The sequence below is a fragment of the Roseateles sp. P5_E8 genome (genome assembly GCF_054177665.1).
The window spans coordinates 46,244-59,265 of sequence record NZ_JBGCUM010000028.1 but is presented as its reverse complement, the minus strand read 5'-3'; the positions used below and the strand labels follow the sequence as shown (position 1 = coordinate 59,265).

Here is a 13,022-nt window from a genome sequence, read left to right as displayed (position 1 = left end):
TTCGGTTGAAAACATTAATCAAATCGGTGTTATTGACTCAGCCTATCGGGGGCGCGTGACTAAGCCTCGTAGCGGCGGTCGTAGAGCTTGTGCGGCGTCAATTGCACGCGCAGCTGCTGCACCGCGACCAGCCCCGTGATCGCATGCTCGGCCGACGCGGTGTCGCGCCGGACCGGCGAGCCCAAGGCATCTCCTTGACGATTCATGACGGCGCTGACGATGGGTGTACTGCCTGATGTTCCGCGCCGCACGGCGACGGCGATTTCACCGCTCGCAAGCTTAACCAAGGTGCCGGGCGGGAACATCCCCAGCTCCTTGACCAGCAGCGCAGCGAACGCATGGCCATTGCTGCCGGTATAGAGCGTCTTGGCCGCCTGCGGCGCCGTCAGGCCCACCCGCCCGCCGCGGCTGGCGAGCTTGGCGAGGAAGACATCCACGAGGCGCAGCAGCTGCGAGGTCTCGTCCGGCTCGGCCAAATGCTGCGGGTAGCCGCCGCCGCCCGGCTGCTCATGGTGCTGGGCCACGGTGGTCAGCCATTCGGCATCGTCCAGGCCGGCATTGCGCAGCCAGGCCACGGCCTCGTCGGGGTGGCGGTCGATGGCCGCGCGCTGCGGCGGCAAGAGCTTGCCACCGCGCGAGGCCAGGCGGCCTTGCAGATCGATGATGGACAGGTTCATCGTCAGCGCCGCGCCGACCAGGCTCTTCTGGCGCTCCGGCGTCCAGGCCAGGCGGCGCGACAGCAGCGCACAGACGGCGGCCGTGTGCAGCAGGTGGGCCAGGCCGTAGACCTCGTGACGGCTGTGGTCGTGCTGGATGACGACGAAGAGGAGTTGGTCCGGGAAGCGCTCGGCCCAGGCGATGAGCTGGGCGGCGCACTCCTTCACGCGGGCCAGGAAGAGCGGCTCCTGCGGCGCGCGCAGCAGCACGGACAGGCGCGTCTGCAGCGCCTCCCAGCGGGCGAAGAAGTCCTCGCCGCCGCTGCCCTCGTCGTTGCCACGGCGCGAGGCGTCGCGCAGCTCCTCCATGTCGACGAAGACGCCGCGGCTCAGCAGCGCCTCACGCGTCTGCTCATTCGGCACCGGCTGGCCCTTGGCCAACAGCAGCTTGCCCTCCGCATCGCGGACCCCGAACGGCAGCGGCGCCCCGGCCTTGATGTGGCCGCCAACCTGTTGAATCGGAACGAGTTTCATGGCCGGATGATGACCGGACTTTGGGCTAACGGCTCCAGCCGCTGACAGTGGTGGCGCGCGTCACAGCTCCAGCGCGAGCAATTCATCGACCGTCTGACGTCGGCGGATCAGGCGGGCCGACGCGCCATCCACCAGCACTTCCGCCGCCAGCGGCCGGCTGTTGTAGTTGCTGGACATCGACGCGCCGTAGGCCCCGGCGTCGTGGATGGCGAGCAGGTCGCCGATCTGCGCCTCCGGCAGCGCGCGCGTCAGCACCTCGCCGCCGGCGGCCTGCGTGAATACGTCGCCCGACTCACACAGCGGGCCGGCCACGACCGACTCCCGCACCGGCCGCGCCACGCCGTCGTTCGGCAGCAGCGTCATCGCGTGGAAGCTGCCGTACATGGCCGGGCGCATCAACTCGTTGAAGCCGGCGTCCACCAGCACGAAGCGGTTGGCGCCGGCGCTCTTGACCGCCCTCACCTCGGCCAGCAGCACGGCGCTTTCGGCGACGAGGTAGCGGCCGGGTTCCAGCTCCAGCGTCAGCTTGTGGCCAACCAACGCCTCGGCCTCGCGGCGCGAGGCGTCCCACAGGCCGAAGTAGTGATCGACGTCGATGCCGGCATCGCCCTCGCGGTAGGGAATCGACAGGCCACCGCCGGCCGAGATCGCGTGCAGGTCATGCCCGGCCGCGACCGTCTGGCGCACCAGGCCCACCATGGCTTCGCCGACCTGGGCCAGATGGCCGTAGTCAACGCCTGAGCCGATGTGCATGTGCAGGCCCACGAGCTTGAGCCCGTGCTGGCGGATGGCGGCCAGTGCCTCGGCCAGGTCGGCGTGCCAGATGCCGTGCTTGCTGTGCTCGCCGCCGGTGTTGGTCTTGTGGCTGTGGCCATGGCCGAAGCCGGGGTTGATGCGCAGCCAGACCGGATGGCCGGGCGACGCCGCGCCCAGCTGGTGGAGCATGTCGATGGAGCCGGCGTTGACCGGGATGCGGTGCTCGACGACGGTGGCCAGCGTGGCGTGGTCCAACAGGTCGGCCGTGAAGACAATCTCGTCGCCGCCCGTCTGGTAGCCGGCCGCGAGCGCCCGCAGAATCTCTCCGCGCGACACCGAGTCGACCTTGACGCCGGCCTCGCGCAGCAGCTTCAGCACATGGATGTTGGAGCAGGCCTTCTGCGCAAAGCGGACCACGTCGAACCGCTTCAGCGACGCCGCGCGGGCGCGGATCGTGGCGGCGTCGTAGACCCACAGTGGCGTGCCATGTTCGGCAGCCAGGGATTGCAGGCGGGCGGGCGTCAGGGCGGAAGGCAGGGGCTTGGTCATGCTTCGCAGCATGCCGGGCGCAAGCCATTCAATCAAATTGCAATTTATCGTTGGACAATCCAGTTCTGATATGGATATCCAGCACCGCCACATCGAAGTCTTTCGCGCCGTCATGACGGCCGGCAGCGTCACCGGCGCGGCCGCGTTGCTGCACACCTCGCAGCCGACGCTGAGCCGCGACCTGGCACGCCTTGAGCAACTGCTGGGCTACGCCCTCTTTGAGCGCGAGCGCGGCCGGCTCAAGGCGACGGCGCGGGCGCGGGCCTTGTTCGACGAAGTGGAGCGCAGCTTCCAGGGCCTGGCCCGTGTCATCGAGCGCGCCGAGGCGCTGGGCCGCGATGCCGACGCGGAGTTGAGCGTGCTGAGCCTGCCCGCCTTGAGCCACGCGCTGCTGCCCGGCGCGCTCGCCACCTTGCTGGAACGGCACCCAGGCGTGCGTGTCGACATCACGCCCGCCGAGCCGCCGTTGCTGGATGCGTGGATGAGCGAGCAGCGCTTCGACCTCGGCCTGGCCGAGCAGGCGACGCCACTGCCCGGTGTGCGCGTGGAGCCGGTGCTGGAGGCGGACGAGGTGGCCGTGCTGCCGGCCGGCCATGCGCTCGCGTCACGCAAGCGGCTGGCGCTGAAGGACTTCGCAGGCCAGGACTTCATCAGCCTCGCGCAGGAAGACCCCTACCGGCGCGAAATCGATGCCCGGTTCGATGCGGCGGGTGTGCAGCGGCGGCTGCGCTTGCAGACGCACAGCGCCGTCGCCGTGTGCGAACTGGTACGCGCAGGCCTGGGCGTGGCCATCGTCAATCCGCTGACCGCAGCGGCTTGCGCAGGATCAGGTCTGGAGGTGCGGCCGCTGACCGTCTCGATTCCCTACCGGGTCTCGGCGCTGATTCCCCTGCATCGACCTGCACAGCCGCTGGTCGACGCCTTGCTCAGCGCGTTGCGGCGCGAGCAACGACCACAGGCTTGGCGGCGAAGCGCTTGACGATGCTGGCCTCGATGCCGGCCGCGTCCAGGCCGCACAGGCTCATCAGCTTGGCCACATCGCCGTGCTCGACGAACTCGTCGGGCAGGCCCAGCTGCAGCACCGGCACATTCAAGCCGGCCGCGTTCAGTGCCTCGGTCACTGCGCTGCCGGCGCCGCCCATGATGCAGCCGTCCTCGACGGTGACGATGGCGTCATGCGTGCGTGCCAGCTCGGCGACGAGCTCGGCGTCCAGCGGCTTCACGAAGCGCATGTTGGCGACCGTCGCGTCCAGGCGCTCGGCGGCTGCCAGCGCCGGGTAGAGCAGCGTGCCGAAGGCCAGGATGGCGACGCGCTGACCCTTGCGCCTGACTTCACCCTTGCCCCAGGCCTGCGCCGTCATCGCCTTGACCGGCGTGACGCCAGCGCCCGCGCCTCGCGGGTAGCGCACCGTCACCGGGCCGTTGTGCATGAAGCCGGTGTAGAGCGCCTGGCGGCATTCGTCCTCGTCGGCCGGCGTCAGCACGGCCATATTGGGAATGCAGCGCGTGTAGGCGATGTCGTAGTTGCCGGCATGCGTGGCACCGTCCGCACCCACCAGCCCGGCGCGGTCCAACGCGAACAGCACGGGCAGGTTCTGGATGGCCACGTCGTGGATCATCTGGTCGTAGGCGCGCTGCAGAAAGGTCGAGTAGATCGCCACGACCGGCTTGATGCCTTCGCAGGCCATGCCGGCGGCAAAGGTGACCGAATGCTGCTCGGCAATGCCGACGTCGTGATAGCGCTGCGGGAAGCGCTTGTGGAACTCCACCATGCCCGAGCCCTCACGCATGGCCGGCGTGATGCCGACGAGGCGCGGGTCGGCCTCGGCCATGTCGCACAGCCAGTCACCAAACACCTGCGTGAAGGTGAGCTTGCCAGGCGTGGCCGGCTTGACGAAGCCCACGGCCGGGTCGAACTTGCCGGCGGCGGCGTGGTACTTGACCGGGTCGGCCTCGGCCAGCTTGTAGCCCGCGCCCTTCTTGGTGACSATGTGCAGGAACTGCGGGCCCTTCTTGTCGCGCAGGTTCTCSAGCGTGGGCAYCAGCGAGTCSAGGTCGTGGCCGTCTATGGGGCCGACGTAGTTGAAGCCGAACTCCTCGAAGATCGTGCCCGGCACGACCATGCCCTTGGTGTGCTCCTCGAACTTGCGCGCGAACTCGTAGAGCGGCGTGTTCTTCAGCACGCTCTTGGCGCCCTCGCGGGCAGCGGCATAGATGCTGCCGCTCATCAGGCGGGCCAGATACTTGTTCAGCGCACCGACCGGCGGGCTGATCGACATGTCGTTGTCGTTCAGGATGACGAGCACGTCACCCAGCAGGCCGCCATGGGCCACGCCGGCGTTGTTCAGCGCCTCGAAGGCCATGCCCGCCGTCATCGAGCCGTCGCCGATGATGGCCACGGCCTTGCGGCTCTCGCCCTTGAGCTTGGCCGCCATGGCCATGCCGTGGGCGGCGGAGATGCTGGTAGACGAATGGCCGGTGCCGAAGGTGTCGTACTCGCTCTCGTCGCGGCGCGGGAAGCCGCTGATGCCGCCGAGCTGGCGCAACGAACCCATGCGCGCACGTCGGCCGGTCAGCACCTTGTGCGGGTAGGTCTGGTGGCCCACGTCCCACACCAACCGGTCTTCCGGCGTGTTGTAGACGTAGTGCAGCGCCACCGTCAGCTCGACCGTGCCGAGATTGGAGCCGAGGTGGCCGCCGGTCTGGGAGACGCTCTCCAGCACATAGGCGCGCAGCTCGTCGGCGACCTTGCGCAGGTCCGTGCGAGGCAGGCGGCGCAGGTCGGCCGGAGTGTCAATGCCGTTCAGCAACGTGTATTCCATGGCGAAGCCCTCAGTTCACGCGCTCGACGACCGAGTCGGCCAGCAGGCTCAGGTGGCTGACGTCGGCCAGGCCACTGGCAGCCAGCGCCGACTTGGCCTCGGCGCGCAGTTGCTGGGCCAGGATACGAGCCGGCTCCAGGCCCAGCACGCTGACATAAGTCGGCTTGTTGGCGTCCTGGTCCTTGCCGGCAGTCTTGCCCAGCACATGCGATTCCTGGGTCACGTCGAGGATGTCGTCGACAACCTGGAAGGCCAGGCCCAGCGCGGCGCCGTAGTCTGACAACGCCTTCGTTGCCTGCGGCGACGCCGACCCGCAGGCCGAGCCCATCATCACGCTGGCCTGCAGCAGCACGCCGGTCTTGCGGCGGTGCATGTCGCGCAGCGTGCATTCATCCAGTTGCTTGCCGATGCTCGCCAGGTCGATGGCCTGGCCGCCGGCCATGCCGTCGTAGCCGGAGGAGCGCGCCAGCAACCGGCACAACCGCGCCTGCAATGCGGGCTCGATGCCGTCGTCCGGCGTCAGCACGTCGAAGGCCAGGGCCTGCATCGCGTCGCCGGCCAGCATGGCCTGGGCTTCGCCAAAGGCCACATGCGTGGTCGGCTTGCCACGGCGCAGCACGTCGTTGTCCATGCAGGGCATGTCATCGTGGACCAGCGAGTAGGCGTGGATCAGCTCGACCGCACAGGCCGCACGCATCGCCGCAAAGCTGTCGCCGCTGACGGCCGCGCAGCTCGCCAGCACCAGCAGCGGGCGCAGCCGCTTGCCGCCGCCCAGCGCGGCGTAACGCATGGTCTCGCCGAGACCGGCCGGCGCATTCGCAGGCACCAGGCTGTCGATGGCCGCCTCGAAGGCGGTCAGCGACGTGTCCACCCAGTGGTCAAAGTCCTTTGCATCCATCTTCAGGAGCCCTCCCAGGCCTTCAATTCAGCACCGTCCAGCAGCTTGACCTGCTGCTCCACCGCCTGCAGGCGGCCACGGCACAGGGTCAGCAGTTCTGCCCCGCGCTTGTAGCTTTGCAGGAGCTGGTCCAGCGGCAGCTGCTGGCCCTCCATGGCCGCCACCAGGCGCTCAAGCTCGTCGAGCGCTTGCTCGTAGCTGAGATCACTGCCGTCTGACGCGGCGGCCTTGGTGCGGGGGGAGGACTTTGTCATTTCAGAACGCGAAACAGCGATTGTAGTCAGCGGGTTTTGACATTCCCGTGCCACCAAGGCCTTGCGGTAGCCGGTGCCCGACGCCCTGGGTAGAATCCCCACCCTTCCCCGCGGTCGCGCGAGCGCGGCCTTTGGCAGGACGCGCGCAAGCGCGATCCGCCTCCCATCCATCACCTAGCAACCTGGCCGACTCGGCAACGAGATGCGCCGGAGGGACGCAGCACCCCTACCCGTCTGAAAGACCCGCCTGGATCATGTCCGACCTGAGTCTTCCCGTCTCGGCGCTCAAACGCAGCCAGACCCAGCTCCCGGTGAGCGCCTATTTCGATCCCGATCTGTTCCAGCGCGAGCAGGCCAGCATCTTTCAGCGGGGGCCCCGCTACGTCGGCCATGCACTGGCCGTCCCTGAAATCGGGGACCACTACGCCCTGCCGCAGGAGGGCGAAGGACGGGCGCTGGTGCGCTCAAGCCAAGGCATCGAGCTGATCTCCAACGTCTGCCGGCACCGCCAGGCGGTCATGTTGCGCGGGCGCGGCAACACCCAGGCCAACATCGTCTGCCCGCTGCACCGCTGGACCTATTCACATCAGGGCGAACTGATCGGCGCACCGCATTTCGAGCAGGACCCCTGCCTCAACCTGAACCGCTACAAGCTTCAGGAATGGAACGGCCTGCTGTTCGAGGCCAACGGCCATGACGTCGCTGCGGAACTGGCCCAGCTCGGCCCACGCGCCCAGCTCGACTTCTCCGGCTACGTGCTGGACAAAGTCCAGGCCCACGAGTGCAACTACAACTGGAAGACCTTCATCGAGGTCTATCTGGAGGACTACCACGTCGGCCCCTTCCACCCCGGCCTGGGCGGCTTCGTCAGCTGCGACGACCTGGCCTGGGAGTTCGGCAAGCACCACTCGGTGCAGACCGTCGGCGTGCAGAACGAGCTGGAGCGCCCGGGCTCGCCGGTCTACCAGCGCTGGCATGACGAGCTGCTGAAGTTCCGCGAGGGCCGCCCGCCCGAGGCCGGCGCGATCTGGCTGACCTACTACCCGCACATCATGGTGGAGTGGTACCCGCATGTGCTGGTCGTGTCGACGCTGCACCCGCTCGGCCCCCAGAAGACGCTCAACCTCGTCGAGTTCTATTACCCGGAGGAGATCGTCGCCTTCGAGCGCGACTTCGTCGAAGCCCATCAGGCGGCCTACATGGAGACCTGCGTGGAGGACGACGAGATCGCAGAGCGCATGGATGCCGGCCGCAAGGCGCTGATGATGCGTGGCGACAACGAAACCGGCCCCTACCAGAGCCCAATGGAAGACGGCATGCAGCACTTCCACGAGTGGTATCGGAACGAAATCGGCAACGAGATCGGCACGCCACCCTGATGCCGGCCCCCATGCTCATGGTGCTGGCGACGCTCTTGTTCGCCACCATGGGCGTCTGCGTCAAGCTGGCCAGCGAGCTCTACGCGGCCAGCGAGATCGTCATGTACCGGGGCCTGGTCGGCATGACGGCCATGGCCTTGCTGACGCGCCAGCAGGGCATCAGCCTGAGCACCAAGCTGCCCGGCATGCACCTGTGGCGCAGCATTTCGGGCGTCACCTCGCTGTGCCTGTGGTTCTATGCCATCGCCAAGCTGCCGCTGGCAACCGCCATGACGCTGAACTACATGTCCTCCGTCTGGATGGCCCTGTTCCTGCTCGGCGGCGCGGTGCTGATGGGCGCGCAAAAACTTGATTGGCGGCTGATGGCCTCGGTGCTGCTGGGCTTCGTCGGAGTCGCCCTCATCCTGCGCCCGACGCTGGACCAGCAGCAGCTCTGGCACGGTCTGGCCGGCCTGGTGTCGGGCATGCTGGCCGCCATGGCCTATCTGCAGGTGACGGCGCTGGGCCGGGCCGGCGAGCCCGAGCTGCGCGTCGTCTTCTACTTCTCGATGGGCGGCGCCATCGCCGGCGCCCTCATCACCGCCGTGACCGAGGGCGGCCTGCAGACGCACACACTGTGGGGCGCTGCGTTGCTGCTCGCGGTCGGCCTGCTCGCCACCACCGCCCAGGTCTGCCTGACGCGCGCCTACGCCATCGGCCGGCCGCTGGTGAACGCCTGCCTGCAATACCTCGGCATCGTCTTCTCCTTCGGCTACGGCATGCTGCTGTTCAAGGACCCGCTGACCTGGCCCGCCACGGTCGGCATGCTGCTCATCATCGGCGCCGGCCTGATCGCCACGATGTTGCGCGCCAAGGTGGCGCCGCCGCCGAAAGACAGCCAGTTCAACCCCAACGAGTCATGACCGTGAGCTACCAGACGCTGATCTCCCCCGCCGAGCTGCGCGCCCTCATTGAAGATCACGGCGACCCGCTGATCCTCGACTGCGGCTTCGACCTGGCCGACACCGCTGCTGGCGAGCGCGCCTACGCCGCCGGCCACATTCCCGGTGCGTTCTACCTGCACCTGGACCGCGACCTCGCGGGCGCCAAGACAGGCCCCGACGGCGTCTTCCACGGCCGCCACCCGCTGCCCGAGCGCGACGCCTTCGCCGCGCTGCTGCGGCGCCTGGGCCTCACAGCAGGCCGCCAGGTCGTCACGTATGACGCCCAGGGCGGCATGTACGCGGCGCGCGCCTGGTGGATGCTGCGCTGGCTGGGCCACGCCGAAGTCGCCGTGCTCGACGGCGCCTGGGACGGTGAGCGCACCACCGACGCACCCACCATCACGCCCACAGACTGGCAGCCCGGTGAACCGCTGACGCAGCAGATCGACGCCGCCACGCTGCTCAAGCAACTCGGCAAGGTCCGTCTCATCGACGCCCGCGCCGCCGAGCGCTTCCGTGGTGACGTCGAGCCTTTGGACAAGGCCGCTGGCCACATCCCTGGTGCCAGCAACCGCTTCTTCAAGGACAACCTCGGCGCCGACGGCCGCTACAAGCCCGCTGCCCAGTTGCGCGCCGAGCTGCAAGCGCTGGCCGCGGACACCGTCGTTCACCAATGCGGCTCCGGCGTCACCGCCTGTCACAACCTCTTGGCCATGCGCCACGCGGGCCTCGGTGATGGCGTGCTCTACCCTGGCTCGTGGAGCGAATGGTCGGCCGACCCCGCTCGACCGATTGCAAAGGCTTGATCTCCGACAAGCATCGCGGCGCCTGATGGTCCAAACTGCGGTTTCCCGCAACGACTGGAGGACCGAATGTTCAAGCGCATCCTCGTTCCCACGGACGGCTCCGACATCACCAGCCATGCGGTCGCCACCGCCGTCGAGCTCGCCAAGGTGCATGGCGCCCAGCTGCTGACGCTCAGCGTCATGGAGCCCTTCCCCTACAGCGCGGTCTCCGAGATCCAGCCCGTGCCGCCGCAGGACTTCATAGACGCCCAGCAGCGCGTCGCGGTCAAGCGCGTCGAAGATGTCTGCGCCACCGCAGCGGCGCAGGGCCTATCGTGCAAGGGTCACACCATCGAGGCGCTGCACGCCTGGGAGGCCATCGTCGACCACGCCAAGGCCGAGAACGTGGATCTCATCGTCATGGCCTCCCACGGCCGCAGCGGCCTGGCCGCCCTGCTGCTGGGCAGCGAGACGCAGAAGGTGCTGAACCACATCGACCTGCCCGTCCTCATCGTGAAGTAGCGCCGCCCAGCAGATGGCGCTGGAAGAAGGCCACCGTGCGCGCTACCCACAGCGCCGTTGCCGCGGGGCGGTCGAAGCCGGGCGGGTCGCACAGCATGGCGCATTCCAGGGAGCCCAGCTCGGTGGCCCGCGGCGCAGGGGCCAGCAGCGCGCCGTGGCCCGCACCCTGCAGGTCGGCCAGCAGTTCGCAGCCGGGGCAGGCGGCACGCAGCGGATCGCTGTGAAAGCGCGGTAGCAGCCAGCGGTCGTCGCTGGCGGTGATGAGGCCCAGCGGCACGCGCGGGCGGGCCAGCGTGGCGAGGTCGAAGTCGGCCGCCAGCGGCACGCCGGCCACGACGGCGGCGATGCGCGAGTCGGCGTGGGTCTGCGGCGCGGCGTCGCCACCGAACTTCCAGTTGAGCACGCGCTGAGCCAGCCACAGCTTGAAGCCGTCCAGCCCGCCGCCGGTCAGGCGCGTGGCCAGGCCGATGCAGCTCTGGAAATCCTCGGCCAGATGGCGCTCGCAATGCGCACGAAAGCGCTCGGGCGACCAGGCGCCACCGGCCAGCGTCAGCGCCGTGTGGCCGCCGGCCGACATGCCGAAGACGCCCACGCGGTCCAGCTTCAGCCCGGCAAAGCGCGGGTCGGCGGCCACACGGTCGATGGCGTGGCTGATCTCGGCGGGGCGCTGCTTCCAGCTGTCGGGGCCGGGGCGGCCTGGGTCCTGCCAGTTGTCGCCTCGGTGCAGCGGCAGCACGACGACAAAGCCGGCGTCGACCAGGGCCTTGGCCAGCGTGGAATGCACCCAGGGGCCGCCGCCGGAGCCATGCGAAATGGCAATGAGGCGGCCATTGCCGAGCACGGGCGGCGCGTCGTGCGCCAGCATCAGTGTCAGGTCGCCGCGCGTCTCGGACTTGCCGGCGGCGGCGGTGGGATAGAACAGCGCGACGGCGGCGCCTGCTTCGTCGGCGGGCAGGGTCAGCGTGCCGATGGTGGCGGCGTGAGCGGTGACGCTCAGCGTCAAGCTGGCCAGCAGGAGGCGGAAGAACATGGGAGGCTCCTCGGAGTTGAGAAGCCCTCAGCCTCGGCGGATGCGCCCGCCACGTCTGGCCGAAACCCGCGCTTTGCAGGTTTCGGCGCGCTATTTCATGAATCGGCCAGCGCTTTCTGGCGGAATTCGGTCGGCGTCAGCCCCGTATCCGCCTTGAAGGCGCGGTTGAACGGGCCAATGGAGCCGAAGCCGACGTCCAGCGCAATCGTTAGCACCGGCAGCGCGCGCTGGGCGGGGTCGGCCAGGCGGCGCTTGGCCTCAAGCAGGCGCAGGCCGTTCACATAGGCCGTGAAGTTGCGGTGGCCCAGGGTCTGGTGGATGACGCGGCGCAGCCGGTACTCGGGCGTGGCCAACTGCTCGGCCAGGCCGGCCAAGCTCAGGCCCTCCTGCGCGTAGCCGCGGCCCTCGCCCATCAGCTTGGCGAGTGCGGCGGCCACGGCCTGGTCCTGCGGCTCGGCGGCCGGTGGCGCGGGAGGTGCGGGAAGGGGCGGCGCGTCCTCGCCCCACAGCCCCTGCGCGCGCGGCGCCAGTAGCCGCCAGGCGATGAGGCTGGTCAGCGCCAGCATCATGGCCACGTCACCCAGCGCGCCGAGGCTGCTGAGGTTGCCGTCGGCAGAGCGGATGCGCAGGCTCACCATGACGAGCGCATAGACCGCGCCGCCACCCACGACGACACCGCGCCAGCGCCGGCGCTTTTCAACCAGGTCCACCCGCCACGGCCCGACGACGGCGGCCAGGCCCAGCAGCACGAAGGCAATGGGCACGGCGCGCAGCAGTGCGATTGCCGGCCACCAGCCCGCCCACTGGCAGATGGATGCGCCGAACGCCACGACCGCCGCCCACAGCGCGACGTGCCAGGCGCGCAGGCGGAAACCGTCCTCGAACACCGCGCACGCAAACAGCCAGAACAGCGCCGCTGCGCCCAGCGAGATGCCGATGCCAGGCGACTGCGCCGCGCAGCTCAGCCGGTGTTCGACCCAGGGTGAAGCCGACACCGCCTGCACGGCCAAGGACAGCGCCAGCGCGAGGCTGACCCGCACGAGGTCGGCATGGCGGTCATGCCGCCAATGCGGCGCGAGGATGGCGACAACCAGCGTCAGCAGCGCCACCAGGGCGCCGCGCAAGGCTGCGTCAATGAGTTCCATGCAGCAGCGTGGACACCCCAAAGGCCACGGCCAGGCCCACGGCCAGCCAGGCGACCTGGGCGAAGGTCTCGCGCCAGGCCAGACGCTGCTGCAGCTGCGGCAGCAGGTCGGCCACCGAGATGTAGATGAAGCTGCTGGACGCCAGCACCAGCAGATAGGGCAGCGCCGACTCGAAGCTGCCGATCAGGAAGTAGCCCAGCACGCCACCGACGACCGAGGCCATGCCCGAGATGGCGTTGAACAGCAGCGCCTTGGCGCGGCTCAACCCGGCGTTCAGCAGCACGATGTAGTCGCCCACCTCCTGCGGGATCTCATGCGCAACGATGGCCAGCGCCGTCGCGAAACCCAGCCGCGTGTCGGCCAAGAAGGCCGCCGCGATGATGGCGCCGTCGCAGAAGTTGTGGATGCTGTCGCCCACCAGCACGGTCAGCCCGCCGCGCCCGGCCTGCTCCGCGTCGAAGTGGTGGTGATGGTGGTGGCCGTCGCCCTCGTGGTGGTGCACGTGGCGGTAGAGCTCCACCTTCTCCAGCAGCCAGAAGAACAGCAGGCCGCCCAGCAGCACGGCGAATAGCGTCTGCGGCGCGGCGGTGTGGCTCTCGAAGGCCTCGGGCAGCACGTTCAAGAGCGAAGTGYCCAGCAGGATGCCGGCCGACAGGCTGACGAGGCTCTTCACCAGGCGGGTCAGCACGCCGACGGTCAGGCTCGCGGCGACGAGCACCGACAGCAGCCCGCCCGCGAAGGTGGCGAGCACGATGTAGAGAAGGGTCAT

13 protein-coding genes are annotated in these 13,022 nt (G+C 68.9%); 5 read left to right on the top strand and 8 right to left on the bottom strand.

Going from position 1 to position 13,022, the window contains the following annotated elements; genetic code table 11:
- Positions 1-59: 59 nt before the first annotated feature.
- Positions 60-1,190 carry an HD-GYP domain-containing protein gene (locus tag ACXRVZ_RS16870; RefSeq protein ID WP_457425260.1) on the bottom strand — a complete coding sequence of 377 codons (1,131 nt, stop codon included), beginning with the start codon at positions 1,188-1,190 and terminating at the stop codon, positions 60-62.
- Between the two features lie 60 nt (positions 1,191-1,250).
- Positions 1,251-2,495: a diaminopimelate decarboxylase gene (gene lysA, locus ACXRVZ_RS16865; RefSeq protein WP_457425258.1), complete on the bottom strand. Its 1,245-nt coding sequence runs from the start codon at positions 2,493-2,495 to the stop codon at positions 1,251-1,253.
- 70 nt (positions 2,496-2,565) lie between these two features.
- On the opposite strand from lysA, the gene ACXRVZ_RS16860 reads away from it, so the two are divergent.
- Positions 2,566-3,474: a LysR family transcriptional regulator gene (locus ACXRVZ_RS16860; RefSeq protein WP_457425256.1), complete on the top strand. Its 909-nt coding sequence runs from the start codon at positions 2,566-2,568 to the stop codon at positions 3,472-3,474.
- Here ACXRVZ_RS16860 and dxs read toward each other — a convergent pair.
- Genes dxs through xseB form a run of 3 tightly spaced genes read right to left on the bottom strand, consistent with a single transcriptional unit; the run spans position 3,422 to position 6,469 of the window.
- Positions 3,422-5,317 (bottom strand): 1-deoxy-D-xylulose-5-phosphate synthase, encoded by a 1,896-nt coding sequence (gene dxs / locus ACXRVZ_RS16855; protein WP_458232601.1) that lies wholly within the window; start codon positions 5,315-5,317, stop codon positions 3,422-3,424. The genes ACXRVZ_RS16860 and dxs overlap by 53 nt on opposite strands.
- A 10-nt stretch (positions 5,318-5,327) precedes the next feature.
- Positions 5,328-6,215, bottom strand: coding sequence for a polyprenyl synthetase family protein (locus ACXRVZ_RS16850; protein WP_457425252.1), 888 nt, complete (start codon positions 6,213-6,215; stop codon positions 5,328-5,330).
- A 2-nt stretch (positions 6,216-6,217) separates the two neighbouring features.
- Positions 6,218-6,469, bottom strand: a complete 252-nt coding sequence (xseB, locus tag ACXRVZ_RS16845) for an exodeoxyribonuclease VII small subunit (RefSeq protein WP_457425250.1) — start codon at positions 6,467-6,469, stop codon at positions 6,218-6,220.
- 254 nt (positions 6,470-6,723) lie between these two features.
- Between xseB and ACXRVZ_RS16840 the strand changes: the two genes are divergently transcribed.
- The 4 genes from ACXRVZ_RS16840 to ACXRVZ_RS16825 all read left to right on the top strand — a co-directional run bounded on the left by ACXRVZ_RS16840 (position 6,724) and on the right by ACXRVZ_RS16825 (position 10,078).
- Complete coding sequence (locus ACXRVZ_RS16840; RefSeq protein ID WP_457425249.1) at positions 6,724-7,848, top strand: aromatic ring-hydroxylating oxygenase subunit alpha; 1,125 nt, start codon at positions 6,724-6,726, stop codon at positions 7,846-7,848.
- Positions 7,849-7,865: 17 nt separating this feature from the next.
- Positions 7,866-8,750, top strand: coding sequence for a DMT family transporter (locus ACXRVZ_RS16835; RefSeq protein ID WP_457425297.1), 885 nt, complete (start codon positions 7,866-7,868; stop codon positions 8,748-8,750).
- Positions 8,747-9,577 carry a sulfurtransferase gene (locus ACXRVZ_RS16830; RefSeq protein WP_457425247.1) on the top strand — a complete coding sequence of 277 codons (831 nt, stop codon included), beginning with the start codon at positions 8,747-8,749 and terminating at the stop codon, positions 9,575-9,577. Before ACXRVZ_RS16835 ends, ACXRVZ_RS16830 begins: the two co-directional genes overlap by 4 nt.
- A 66-nt stretch (positions 9,578-9,643) precedes the next feature.
- Positions 9,644-10,078 carry a universal stress protein gene (locus ACXRVZ_RS16825; RefSeq protein WP_457425245.1) on the top strand — a complete coding sequence of 145 codons (435 nt, stop codon included), beginning with the start codon at positions 9,644-9,646 and terminating at the stop codon, positions 10,076-10,078.
- On the opposite strand, the gene ACXRVZ_RS16820 is transcribed toward ACXRVZ_RS16825, so the two are convergent.
- The 3 genes from ACXRVZ_RS16820 to ACXRVZ_RS16810 form a co-directional block, all read right to left on the bottom strand.
- Positions 10,065-11,108 (bottom strand): alpha/beta hydrolase family protein, encoded by a 1,044-nt coding sequence (locus ACXRVZ_RS16820; RefSeq protein WP_457425243.1) that lies wholly within the window; start codon positions 11,106-11,108, stop codon positions 10,065-10,067. The genes ACXRVZ_RS16825 and ACXRVZ_RS16820 overlap by 14 nt on opposite strands.
- Positions 11,109-11,203: 95 nt before the next feature.
- Positions 11,204-12,253: a helix-turn-helix domain-containing protein gene (locus ACXRVZ_RS16815; RefSeq protein WP_457425241.1), complete on the bottom strand. Its 1,050-nt coding sequence runs from the start codon at positions 12,251-12,253 to the stop codon at positions 11,204-11,206.
- Positions 12,240-13,022 (bottom strand): ZIP family metal transporter, encoded by a 783-nt coding sequence (locus ACXRVZ_RS16810; protein ID WP_458232600.1) that lies wholly within the window; start codon positions 13,020-13,022, stop codon positions 12,240-12,242. The genes ACXRVZ_RS16815 and ACXRVZ_RS16810 overlap by 14 nt, the downstream gene beginning before the upstream one ends.

Excerpts from the sequence above, each read along its gene's own strand:
- ACXRVZ_RS16825 (WP_457425245.1), top strand. The coding sequence starts at position 9,644 with ATGTTCAAGCGCATCCTCGTTCCCACGGACGGCTCCGACATCACCAGC.
- ACXRVZ_RS16860 (WP_457425256.1), top strand. The coding sequence starts at position 2,566 with ATGGATATCCAGCACCGCCACATCGAAGTCTTTCGCGCCGTCATGACG.
- lysA (WP_457425258.1), bottom strand. The coding sequence starts at position 2,495 with ATGACCAAGCCCCTGCCTTCCGCCCTGACGCCCGCCCGCCTGCAATCC.
- ACXRVZ_RS16835 (WP_457425297.1), top strand. The coding sequence starts at position 7,866 with ATGGTGCTGGCGACGCTCTTGTTCGCCACCATGGGCGTCTGCGTCAAG.
- ACXRVZ_RS16815 (WP_457425241.1), bottom strand. The coding sequence starts at position 12,253 with ATGGAACTCATTGACGCAGCCTTGCGCGGCGCCCTGGTGGCGCTGCTG.
- xseB (WP_457425250.1), bottom strand. The coding sequence starts at position 6,469 with ATGACAAAGTCCTCCCCCCGCACCAAGGCCGCCGCGTCAGACGGCAGT.
- ACXRVZ_RS16850 (WP_457425252.1), bottom strand. The coding sequence starts at position 6,215 with ATGGATGCAAAGGACTTTGACCACTGGGTGGACACGTCGCTGACCGCC.
- ACXRVZ_RS16820 (WP_457425243.1), bottom strand. The coding sequence starts at position 11,108 with ATGTTCTTCCGCCTCCTGCTGGCCAGCTTGACGCTGAGCGTCACCGCT.
- ACXRVZ_RS16840 (WP_457425249.1), top strand. The coding sequence starts at position 6,724 with ATGTCCGACCTGAGTCTTCCCGTCTCGGCGCTCAAACGCAGCCAGACC.
- ACXRVZ_RS16830 (WP_457425247.1), top strand. The coding sequence starts at position 8,747 with ATGACCGTGAGCTACCAGACGCTGATCTCCCCCGCCGAGCTGCGCGCC.
- ACXRVZ_RS16870 (WP_457425260.1), bottom strand. The coding sequence starts at position 1,190 with ATGAAACTCGTTCCGATTCAACAGGTTGGCGGCCACATCAAGGCCGGG.